This window comes from uncultured Wocania sp. (assembly GCF_964021735.1).
Lineage (GTDB): Bacteria > Bacteroidota > Bacteroidia > Flavobacteriales > Flavobacteriaceae > Wocania_A.
The window spans coordinates 17225-29285 of record NZ_CAXIBN010000015.1; the positions used below are offsets into that span (position 1 = coordinate 17225).

9 protein-coding genes are annotated in these 12061 nt (G+C 34.2%); all 9 read right to left on the bottom strand.

Going from position 1 to position 12061, the window contains the following annotated elements; all coding sequences use genetic code 11:
* Position 1: 1 nt before the first annotated feature.
* Complete coding sequence (locus AADI82_RS02650) at positions 2 to 3205, bottom strand: hypothetical protein (RefSeq protein WP_341214921.1); 3204 nt, start codon at positions 3203 to 3205, stop codon at positions 2 to 4.
* A 70-nt stretch (positions 3206 to 3275) separates the two neighbouring features.
* Positions 3276 to 3824, bottom strand: a complete 549-nt coding sequence (locus tag AADI82_RS02655) for a PepSY domain-containing protein (protein WP_341214922.1) — start codon at positions 3822 to 3824, stop codon at positions 3276 to 3278.
* A gap of 72 nt (positions 3825 to 3896) precedes the next feature.
* A complete protein-coding gene (locus AADI82_RS02660) occupies positions 3897 to 4469 on the bottom strand; it encodes a YdeI/OmpD-associated family protein (protein ID WP_341214923.1) in 573 nt (190 codons plus the stop codon).
* A gap of 4 nt (positions 4470 to 4473) precedes the next feature.
* Complete coding sequence (locus AADI82_RS02665; RefSeq protein ID WP_341214924.1) at positions 4474 to 6126, bottom strand: M1 family metallopeptidase; 1653 nt, start codon at positions 6124 to 6126, stop codon at positions 4474 to 4476.
* Positions 6127 to 6179: 53 nt separating this feature from the next.
* On the bottom strand, positions 6180 to 7514 hold the full coding sequence (locus AADI82_RS02670; protein ID WP_341214925.1) for a M28 family peptidase: 1335 nt from the start codon (positions 7512 to 7514) through the stop codon (positions 6180 to 6182).
* Position 7515: 1 nt separating this feature from the next.
* The gene (locus tag AADI82_RS02675; RefSeq protein WP_341214926.1) at positions 7516 to 8001 is read right to left on the bottom strand and encodes a DUF6265 family protein; all 486 of its coding nucleotides are present in this window, start codon (positions 7999 to 8001) and stop codon (positions 7516 to 7518) included.
* Between the two features lie 184 nt (positions 8002 to 8185).
* The gene (locus AADI82_RS02680; protein WP_341214927.1) at positions 8186 to 9994 is read right to left on the bottom strand and encodes an acyl-CoA dehydrogenase family protein; all 1809 of its coding nucleotides are present in this window, start codon (positions 9992 to 9994) and stop codon (positions 8186 to 8188) included.
* A 65-nt stretch (positions 9995 to 10059) separates the two neighbouring features.
* Positions 10060 to 11250, bottom strand: a complete 1191-nt coding sequence (locus AADI82_RS02685) for an acetyl-CoA C-acyltransferase (protein ID WP_341214928.1) — start codon at positions 11248 to 11250, stop codon at positions 10060 to 10062.
* A 4-nt stretch (positions 11251 to 11254) separates the two neighbouring features.
* On the bottom strand, positions 11255 to 12061 hold an 807-nt coding region (locus AADI82_RS02690; RefSeq protein ID WP_341214929.1), incomplete at its 5' end, for an enoyl-CoA hydratase/isomerase family protein.

Below are 12061 nucleotides of genomic sequence, written 5' to 3' on the forward strand. Positions count from 1 at the left end.
TCTAATTTAATTTAAATGATTTAGTGGTTTTAAATGGTGATAATTTTAAAGACTCCATTGATTCTTTATAAGCCTTCCAATCTTGGTTAAAGAAAGCATTGGTTTTTTCTAAGCCATCTTTCAGTGCGTTTTTGGCGTGCTCAATTAAGGTTTTTTCAGTTGAAGTTAATCCAGTTTGTCTAGAGCTAACATAACTATTTGCTAAATGAATACGCTGGCTAATAGTTACTTCAGGGTTACGGGTAATACCTTGTCTTTTATCTTCTTTTCCCAAATATAAAGCAATTAAATCATCTATTTTTTTAATGATTTCTTTTGAAGCGTTTTTTTCATCTTTATACTTGTCTTTATCTAATTTTTTCAAATCGGATTGATATTTTTTTGAAACTTCTTTACTTTCTACTAATTGTTTAACAGCATCTGCCATAAGCTGAGACATGGTTTCAATATCTTTTGAAGTTTTATAAACTTCGTCAATTGCACTTTTAGTTTTATCTAAGCGAGGATCACTTTTTACAGTAATAAATGCCTCAGAAGTTACATCTCCAAAATGCATAACAATTTTATAAGTACCTGGTTTTACTTGTACGCCACCGCTTTCTCTATTATTTTTTCTAATGGTTCTAGATGTTCTATCTGGACCTTTTTCATTCATACTCCAAGACCATTTATGAACGCCACTTTCTTTAGGTGCTTTACGTTTTAAAGTTCTTATTAAACGGTCATTATCATAAATTTTCATGGTTAAAGAATCCCACTTTACTTTAGTTTCATCTTTTTCATCATTAGTTGAATCATCATCTTTCTTTTCATCATTATTTGACGCTTCTTTTTTATTAACGGTTATATAATAAGAAATTTGAGCGCCTCTATTTCTATTTTCGCCTTGATATAATGCATCACCACCAAATCTGCTCCCTGTAGGTTGCTGATAAGCTGCTTGATAAGCTATTGGCGGCGAAAAGAGTTCTAATTTATTATTTAAAATCTGTTCGTTTTTTGCTATAGCTCTTAATGGGCGAATATCATCTAAAACCCAAGCAGCACGACCAAAAGTACCGATTATTAAATCGTGTTCGCGAGGATGAATTACTAAGTCTTTTACAGAAACTGTTGGAAAACCTTCATTCCATTTAATCCATTTTTCACCTGCATTAAGCGATATGTATAAACCATCATCGGTTCCTAAAAACATAAGGTTTGGTTCTTCAATATCTTCAACAATTGATAGCGCGTAACTCTTTACATCGTTGGCATCAACAATACGTATCCAGGTTTTACCATAATTTTTAGTACGGTAGGCGTAAGGCGTATAATTAAAACGTCTATAATCATTAGCGATTAAAAGTGCTTCACCTTTATTTTTGTTTGATGCTTTTATTTGAGCAATCCAACTTCCTGCTGGTAAGCCTTTAATGTTTTTAGTGACATCAGTGTATGTTTGTCCACCATTTTGAGTGATGTGCACACGCCCATCATCTGTACCAATCCAAAGCATATCTTTTTCTACAGCCGACGGTTCGATAACCAAAATAGTACAATGGTTTTCTGCTCCAGTAGCATCCATAGTCAATCCACCACTTTCACTTTGCTTTAGTTTCTCAGGGTCGTTGGTTGTTAAATCATCCGAAATAAGTTTCCATGTTAATCCTTTATCAGTCGATTTATGTGCAAATTGACTTCCAAAATATAAGGTATTACTATCAAACGGATCAATATTTATTGCCGCATTCCAATTAAAACGAAGCTTTATATCAGCATCAGGGTGTGTTGGTCTTACTGAGTAATTGTTACCAGTTTCAGAATCATATCGACTTACATAGCCTTGTTGACTCATACTCCAGCCAAAACGAGAGTTTTGTTTATCTGGCACAACGTCAAAGCCATCGCCAAAACTAATTTCTTGCCAATAAGAGTTCCGGATACCTTGGGCTCTCCATACATAAGCTGGTCCTTTCCATGATCCATTATCTTGCATGCCGCCATAAACATTGTATGGAATGTCGTTATCTACATTTATATGATAAAATTGAGCAACTGGCAGATTACCAATAAAACGCCACGATTTACCACCATCTTTTGTAATGTTAAGTCCACCATCGTTTCCATCAATCATAAAATTTCCGTTATTAGGATGAATCCACCACGCATGATGATCTGGGTGTACACCGTTATTAGCATTGTATGCAGGCATAAGTTGTGTGAAATTTTTCCCGCCGTCTTCTGAAACATTAACGTAAGTGTAAATGGAATACACCCGATTTTCATTTTGTGGATCTACATAAATTTCAGAATAATAAAAAGGACGATTACCAATATCGTCTTTATCGTTTATTTTTTTCCATTTAAAACCACCGTCTTCACTTTTATAAAGCGCATTTTTTTTAGCTTCAACTAACGCATAAACAATGTTTGGTTTGTTTGCTGCTATGGCAACACCAATACGTCCTAAATTGCCTTTTGGTAAACCATCTTCATCTGTGATTTTTTTCCATGTTTTTCCACCGTCATGTGTCATGTGTAAACCTGAACCTTCACCACCAGAATTAAAAAACCAGGGATCGCGTTTATGTTCCCATAGGGCTGCAATTAATTTATTAGGATTCGTTGGATCCATCACTAAATCTGCAGCACCAGTTTTGTTGTTTGCAAAAAGAATTTTGTTCCAATTTTGACCTCCATCAATAGTTTTAAAAACACCGCGTTCTGGATGTTCTCCCCAAGGTGAACCTATTGCGCCTACATAAACAACATTAGGATTTGTTGGGTCGATAATAACACGATGAATATGACGTGTGTTTTCTAAACCCATTGATTTCCATGATTTCCCGCCATCTAAAGATTTGTAAATACCATAACCACCATTTAAACTGTTTCTTGGATTACCTTCGCCAGTACCAACCCAAATAACACTAGGGTTTGATTGTTGAATGGCAACAGCACCAATAGAAGCCGTTACTTCTTTGTCAAAAATAGGATTCCAAGTTATGCCTCCAGAAGTTGATTTCCAAAGCCCTCCAGATGCGGTACCTACATACATAATGTCTGGGTTTTTATGAACTACATCAATTGCAGTAACACGACCAGACATGCCACCAGGACCTATGTTTCTTGGATGCATATTTTTTAATAAATCCATTGAAAAATCTTGGGCAGAAAGGATCGTAATGCAGAATAGCATCGCTAAGGATATGAGTTTTTTCATTATAAAGTTCAGTTAGTTAAATGAAGTTTTAAAGTTAAGGAAAAGGAGTTATATATTTTGTAATCTAATATTAGCTCTTTATTTTTTTAATTTGGCGAGGTTTTAGCCATAACCAAAAACCACTAAAAGAAAGGAGCATTAGTGCTAATGAAGTTACTGTAGAGTAAAAAAGTTTTATTGGTGTAGACTGATTTTTAAATAGATAATCTAAAATAGACCCATCATGAATCATCTCAATAATATCTGTTGTTCTTTGCTTTTCAGAAATTATTTGACCTGTATAACAATCTATTTGTAACTCGGTAAAATGATTTTCAAATCTTACCTTAGCAATGCCTTTATTGGGTCTGTAATCAACCCTGTTAATCTTAGGGTTTAAGTTTAAAGCTTCAATGTAATTAATAGCATTTTCTGTAATTTTATCTAAGGAAATTAAAAGTTTGTTGTTTGAAACTACGGTTTGTGTTTTAGGCTTAAATTGTAATTGATCTTTCCATGTAAGAAGCAGACCCGTAACTCCTAGTAAAAACATAAATACAACAAAAGGTACGGCAATAAAACGATGCAGTTTTCTATAGATTCTTGATTGTTTTGCTAGTGATTTCGTTTTTGTCTTCAAATAAAAATTTTAAACCGTCGAAAATAGGGAAATTAGATTATAACTATTCTTAAAAGGGTGTTAAGAGATCAATTACCAATTATTTCTATCTTTAATATTTGCGTTACAAAGTTTAATAATTTCTGTAATACGTTTTTCTCTTGTGGCTTCTCGTTTTGCTTGATTTAGCCAATATAAATAGCTTTTTCTGTAAGAAGGAGCAAAGTTTTTATAGTTTTTAAAGGCTTCGCTATTATTATCAAATTCAATTTGTAAATCCTTAGGGATTATACCTTTTTCAACTTCATCTAAAGCAGTCCAAGAACCGTTAGCTTTTGCTATTTCAATAGTTAGTAAACCACTTTTATGCATTATTTTTTTAGCAGTTAATTCTTTAATATATTTTTTGTTTAAAGCACTCCAAACACTTTTAGCGTTTCTAGGAGTAAAGTATTGTCTGCGTTTTCCATTGCCTAAACTTTTTACTGTAGAATCTATCCAACCATAACATAGTGCGACTTTTACAGCATCTTCCCATCGCATAGAAGCTTCTTCGTTTTCAACTTTATAAAAGATTAAATAAACACCTTTTATAGTACTATGATTTATGTGTAACCATTCACGCCATTCAGTATCAGTTTTAAAATAAAGTTCGGGAATCTCCATACGACTAAAGTTCTTTTACTTCTACATAAAAATCTCTATCAATAATAATAGGCATCTTACTAGAAGGAGTTTCTAATGTTTGCCATTCAGCTTTCGGATAAATCCACTGTTCGTTATTTCCAATTTTTACTTGAATTGGCATATCAAATCCATCTACAATGTTTGTCCATCTATATTTTAAAGCCTTTTTATTATGAGAATATTCTAAAGTTGGAATTTTAGTAGTTCTTAAATACTGATTAAAAAATTCGGTTAAATCGATTCCTGTTTGTTCGCTTATATAATCTTCAACCTGTTTTGTTGTTACTGTTTGATGGTAAAAAGTGGTATTTAAACCACGCAAAATTTGTCGCCATTTTTCATCATCTTCAATAAGTTGTCTTAGGGTGTGTAGCATGTTTGCACCTTTATAATACATGTCTGTACCTGAGCCTTTTTTATTTACATCGTAATATTTCCCAATAATGGGTTTATCATTTGCTATATTTTTTCGAGTACCAATAACATAGTCTGCCGAGGCTTCTTTTCCGTAATAATAATCTAAAAACAAATTTTCAGAATAGGCTGTAAAGCTTTCATGAATCCACATATCAGCAATATCTTTATTGGTAATATTATTGGCAAACCATTCGTGTCCTGCTTCATGTATAATAATAAAATCGAATTTTAAACCCCAACCTGTTCCAGATAAATCGTTACCTAAATATCCTTTTTTATATTGATTTCCATAAGTTACAGAGCTTTGATGTTCCATACCTAAATAAGGCACTTCAACTAATTTAAAACTATCAGCATAAAAGGGGTATTGTCCGAACCAATGCTCAAAAGCTTTCATCATTTTGGGTGCATCTTTAAAATGTTCTTTGGCTTTTTCAAGATTATCGCGTAATACATAATAATCCATATTTAAGTTTCCTGCCATACCATCGTATACTTCAGAAAAATTAACATAATCACCAATATTCATATTTACACCATAATTGTTTATAGGATTTTTTACAAACCAATGGAATGTTTTTGTATCACCAATTTGTTCAACAAGTCGTAATCTACCATTAGAGACATTCATTAAATTTTTAGGCACATTAACACTAATTAGCATACTATCTACTTCATCGTACATGTGGTCTTTATTAGGCCACCAAACACTTGCACCTAGGCCTTGACACGATGTTGCTATAAAATGATTGTGGTTGTTGTCCTTTTTCCAAGAAACGCCACCATCCCAAGGCGCGCGAATAGCTTCTTTAGGAATACCCTCGTAATAAACCGTTATACTATTAATATCACCAATATTTTGTTTGTCGATTAGTGTAATAAAATGAGCATTTCCGTCATGTTTTATTTCTAATTCTTTACCATTTTGAATTGCTTTTGTGAGTTTTAAAGGTGTTTGTAAATCTACCTGAATTACTGTATGATTATCTAAAACTTTATATTGAATGGTGTTTTTTCCTTTAATTGATTTTTCTTCAGGATTTACTTTTATATCTAAATGATAATAAGTTAAATCCCACCAAGCACGCTCTGGAGTTATACTGCCACGTAAGGTGTCTTGCCTTGTGAAATTGTTTTTTTTTGAAAGCAATTCTTGAGCTTCAATTGAAACAAACGGAACTATTAAAAAGATTATAAGCAAACGGAAACTGTAATTCATTGGTTTAAATTTTTGCTTAAAATTAATTAAAAAGATGTTTAAGTATGTGTTAATTAATCTCTAAATATTTTATTTGGAAAAGTAACTACGCTTTCAAATCCGTTTTTTCCAACAGATGAGATGCCAAAAAAATAATTATCAATAACAATACCCTCTAAAGTAAATTCTGAAACATCACCAACATACCTGCTGTTATCCCAAGTAGGCGAGGTGGTATCTCTCCAATAAATTTTATAACCGATAGCGTTATCAACTTTATCCCATTTAAATTTAACCGATGGTTGCACAATACCACCAATAGCGATATTTTTAGGTTGTGGAGGCGCAGAAGCTAAACTCGCCATATTTATAGCATTTACAGCAGTTAGTTTTTTTGCGTAATTAAAATTAACATGCTCAATAACATCGCCATATTTTATACCGTTTTCTTCGCGTATATCTTGGTGTTGTTGCGTGTAGTTTTCGTGTGCTTCCATAATTCTAATACCTGCAAAACCTAAATCATTAAAAGGTCTGTGGTGTCCACCACGACCAAAACGATCTAATCTGTAAACCATCATCGGGTTCATTTCTGGCATATACGTTTTTACAGTTTTATGAATATATCGTGCTAACTGACGAGAAACCCCATCAACTTCTCCGCCATAAAAACGTCTTCGTTTTCTTTCTTGTTCTGTTTCGGTTTGAGGTACAGGTTCAGAGAAAATCCTAAAGGTTCGATTGTCAATTACACCATCTACACCTTTTATATTTCCAATCATATCGTTATTTAGAACACCAATAATATTCCAACCTTTTTCTTCAGCATATTTTGCTAATCCTGCACCACCAAAAAGCCCTTGTTCTTCGCCTGATAAACCAACATAAATAATACTGCTCTCAAATTTGTATTTTGATAGTACTCTAGCAGCTTCAATAGTTCCTGCCATACCAGAAGCATTATCGTTTGCTCCAGGTGCATCGGTAGTAAAATCCATGGTGTCACTTGCACGAGAATCAATATCACCACTCATAATAATATAGCGATTAGGGTATTTTGTGCCTTTTTGAATAGCAACAACGTTAACTACCCAGGCGTCATGGGGCACTCTGCGATTGCCTTCTTTTGTAACAAAATCTTTTTGGTAAAAAACATCTAAACAATTGTTACAATCTTTTGATATGGATTCGAATTCAGATTTTATCCAACGTCTTGCCGCTCCAATACCTCTTGTTTTAGAAATAGTATCGCTAAAGGTATTTCTTGTGCCAAAATCTACTAAAGTTTGAATGTCTTTATGAATGCGTTCTGCAGAAACAGACTCAATGATATCGTAGATTTTTTGATTGGTTTGAGAATAAGAAATAAAAGTTAGAAGGCAAAAGCCGAAAGAGATTAGAGTTTTCATTTTAATCTTTAGTATAATTAAATTTTACAGTTTCGATAGAACCATCTTTTTGACGCGTATCAACATAAATATTCATTTCACTATCACTAATTTTTTCAAAAGTCATGCCTTCAAAGATAACTTTATTTGATGTGATTTGTTTTAGAGGAAAATCTACTGTTTCGTCTTTGGTTTCCCACCCTTTTAAATCGTAATTAAAATGTTTTAGTTGAAGAATCAGTGTGTTTTCAACTTCTCTTATAATTTCAATTTCATAAAAAATAACTTTTCCTTTATTAATTAATTTGAAAGCCGCCATCATTGAACCTCCAGAAGGTTCGCTCCAGTTTTCTTCGGTTTTGCCACCAAAAGCTTCACCTTTCCAATTGCCAGAAATCCAAGCTATATTGTCTAATTTTGGTTCAAGTGTTTTTGTTTCTTGTGCTTTACATGATAAGCTTAAAAATGAAACAATAGTCATTAATACGATAACAATAAATACTTTCATAGTCTTAAATTTTTAAAAAGGGTTTATAGTGTTAAGACGTTTGTGGTATATATAATTGAGACATGTTTTCAAGCTTTAGTAAAAAAGTGATGCTTTAAAGATAACTAATAAAATAAAAAACGCCTCAGAAAATTAATTCTGAAGCGTTTTTCGCATTTGAGTTAGTCACAAAAATATATGTTTATTAAAAGCAGTATTTGTTTTCTGCTTTTACTTTTTCGGCTATTTCATTTCGTAAATCGACTATATCTGGATAGTTGGTGTACTTTGTAAAGCGTTTAAGCCCCATTAACAGCATACGTTGCTCATCACCTTCTGCAAAAGAGATAATACTTTCTTTTCCTTTTTCTTCAACAATATCTACAGCATGATATAGGTATAGTTTTGCCATGGCTATTTGAGCAGATTGGGCTTCTTTGCCAAAACGTTTTGCATTTTTCTCAGTTCTTAAGATTGCAGATTCTGCCATATAGATTTCTATTAATATATCTGCTGCTGCAATTAGTAATTGTTGGTGATCTTCTAATTGTGGGCCGTATTTTTGAACGGCTCCTCCAGCAACCATTAAGAACGTTTTTTTCAACTTCTTAATCATTTCTTTTTCTTCAGAAAACAACTCAGAATAGTCTGGTGTTTCGAACGAAGGAATTCCCATTAATTCTTCTTGAACTGCTTGAGCTGGCCCTAATAAATCAACATGACCTTTCATGGCTTTTTTTACCAACATTCCAACAGATAGCATTCTGTTAATTTCGTTAGTTCCTTCGTAAATACGAGCAATACGAGCATCTCTCCAAGCCGATTCCATAGGTGTTTCTTCAGAGAATCCCATGCCTCCAAAAATTTGAATACCTTCATCGGCACAATTTTGCACATCTTCAGAAACTGCTACTTTAAGAATAGAACATTCTATAGCATATTCTTCAACGCCTTTTAACTCTGCTTCTTGGTGGGTGTTTCCTGCAGCTTCTCGTAATGCAATTCTATCTTCTATGTTTTTTGCAGCTCTATAGGTTGCAGATTCGCCTGCGTATGCACTTGTTGCCATTTCAGCTAATTTTACTTTAATGGCTCCAAATTCAGAAATTGGAGTTTTAAATTGTTTACGTTCGTTAGCATAATTAACGGCGTAGGTTAAGATACGACGTTGCGAGTCTAAACAAGCTGCGGCTAATTTAATACGCCCAACGTTAAGTGCGTTCATGGCAATTTTAAAGCCTTCGCCACGACCTGCTAGCATATTTTCAGCAGGAACAACCGTATCATTAAAGAAGACTTGACGCGTTGAACTAGCACGAATACCTAATTTGTGTTCTTCTTCACCTAAAGTAATTCCATTAGGATTTTTACCATCATACTCAACAATAAATCCAGTAATATTTTTATCGTCTTCTATACGCGCAAAAACAATCATCAAACTACAGAAACCTGCATTTGAAATCCACATTTTTTGTCCGTTGATTTTATAAGATTTACCATCTGCAGAAAGTTCAGCAGTTGTTTTTCCTGAATTTGCATCAGATCCAGCCCCTGGTTCAGTTAAACAATAAGCACCAAACCATTCACCTGTTGCTAATTTTGGTACATATTTTTGTTTTTGTTCTTCTGTTCCGTATAAAGTAATTGGCATTGTACCAATTCCTGTATGCGCACCAAAAGCGGTACTAAAAGAACCTGTGCCAGATGAAATATAATCGCAAGTTAAACATGTAGAGACAAAGCTCATTCCTAAACCATCATAAGCTTCAGGAACAGCAACACCTAAAAAGCCCATTTCACCAGCTTTACGCATAACTTCTTCGGTTAGCGCATAATCTTTAGCTTCAAATCTAGCTTTGTGTGGAATGATTTCACGGTCATTAAATTCCATAACCGCATCCTTCATCATTATTTGTTCTTCCGAAAAATCTTCAGGAGTAAATACGTCTTCGCAGTTTGTTTCTTTAACTAAGAATTGACCGCCTCTTAATAATTCTTTGTCTTTAGTTTCCATTAATTTTATAATCTAGAATGTTCTTTATTTTTAATTTGTTTTTTCGACCGGACAGAATATGTTTTTTAATTCAGAAATTCAAAAATCCCACAAGCACCCTGGCCTGTACCAACACACATGGTTACTGCTCCATATTTACCTTGCATATTTTGCTTACGCATTTCATCAAATAATTGTACTGAGAGTTTTGCTCCCGTACAACCTAATGGATGCCCTAATGCAATTGCTCCACCATTTACATTAATGATATCTGGATTTAAGTTTAATTCTCTGATTACAGCTAAAGATTGAGAGGCAAAGGCTTCATTCAATTCAATTAACGATAAATCATTTTGTTTTAAACCAGCTTGTTTTAATGCTTTCGGAATCGCTTTTACAGGTCCAATTCCCATAATACGAGGTTCAACACCAGCAGCTGCGTAGCTTACTAAACGCGCTATTGGTTCAAGATTTAATTCTTTTACCATTTCTTCACTCATAATCATAACAAAAGCAGCACCATCACTCATTTGTGATGAGTTACCAGCTGTTACACTTCCTCCAGCAGCAAATACAGCTCTTAGTTTTGCTAAAGCTTCTTTGCTAGTTCCTGCTCGCGGACCTTCATCTTTGGTTACTGTATAAGATTTAGTTGCTTTCTTTCCGTTAACATCAATGTAAGTTTGTTCTACTTCGATTGGTACGATTTGATCTTGGAAACGATTTTCAGCTTGAGCTTTTAAAGCTTTCATGTGTGAATTAAAAGCAAATTCATCTTGGTCTTCGCGAGATACATTAAACTGTTTTGCAACCGCTTCAGCAGTGTTTCCCATGCCCCAATAATAATCTTCATGACCTGCTTTTACAGTATTGTAGTTTAATTCAGGTTTAAAACCTGTCATTGGTACTGAGCTCATGCTTTCTGCTCCACCAGCAATAATGCAATCTGCCATTCCAGCTTGAATTTTTGCTGTTGCAATTCCGATAGTTTCTATTCCTGATGCACAAAAGCGATTCACGGTTACACCTGGAACATCAACACTATCTAACCCAATTAATGAAATAAATCGAGCCATATTTAATCCTTGTGCGCCTTCTGGCATGGCGTTTCCAACTATAACGTCGTCAATACGCTTCTTGTCTAAATTTGGCAACTCCTTCATCATATATTTGATGGTTTCTGCAGCCAATTCATCTGTTCTTTTAAAACGGAACACGCCTTTTGGAGCTTTACCAACTGCAGTTCTATATGCTTTTACTATATATGCTGTTTTCATTTTCTTAGTTTCTTAAAGGTTTACCTTTGGTTAACATGTGTTGAATACGTTCTAAAGTTTTACGCTCTGTACAAAGTGAAAGGAAAGCTTCACGCTCTAAGTCTAATAAGTATTGTTCGCTAACCAATGTTGGTTCAGATAAATCACCACCAGCCATAACGTAAGCTAGTTTGTTGGCAATTTTCTTATCATGCTCACTAATATAATTACTGTCTTCCATGGCATCAGTTCCTACTAAAAACATACCTAAGGCTTGTTTTCCAAGTACTTTCACATCAGTTCTTCTAACGGGTTGCGTGTAACCTATATCTGCCATTAATTTAGCGTGTTGTTTAGCAACAGCTATTTGACGATCTTTATTTACAACCACAATATCTTTTCCTTTTTGAAGCACGCCCAAGTCGAAAGCTTCATAAGCAGAAGTTGATACTTTTGCCATACCGATAGTTAAGAAATATTCTTGGAGTGTGTTTAATTGCACATCACCTTTTCTAAAGGTATCGGAAGCTCTTAAAGCCATTTCTTTTGAACCCGCTCCTCCAGGAATGACACCAACTCCAAACTCAACAAGTCCCATATAAGTTTCTGCTGCAGCAACCACTTTATCAGCGTGCATTGATAATTCGCAAGCACCGCCCAAAGACATGCCATGAGGAGCAGAAATTGTTGGGATAGATGAATAACGCATACGCATCATGGTGTCTTGGAAATATTTGATAGCACCATTAAGTTCATCATATTCCTGTTCTGCAGCCATCATAAAAATCATGCCTATATTTGCACCAACAGAGAAGTTTGCACCTTGGTTACC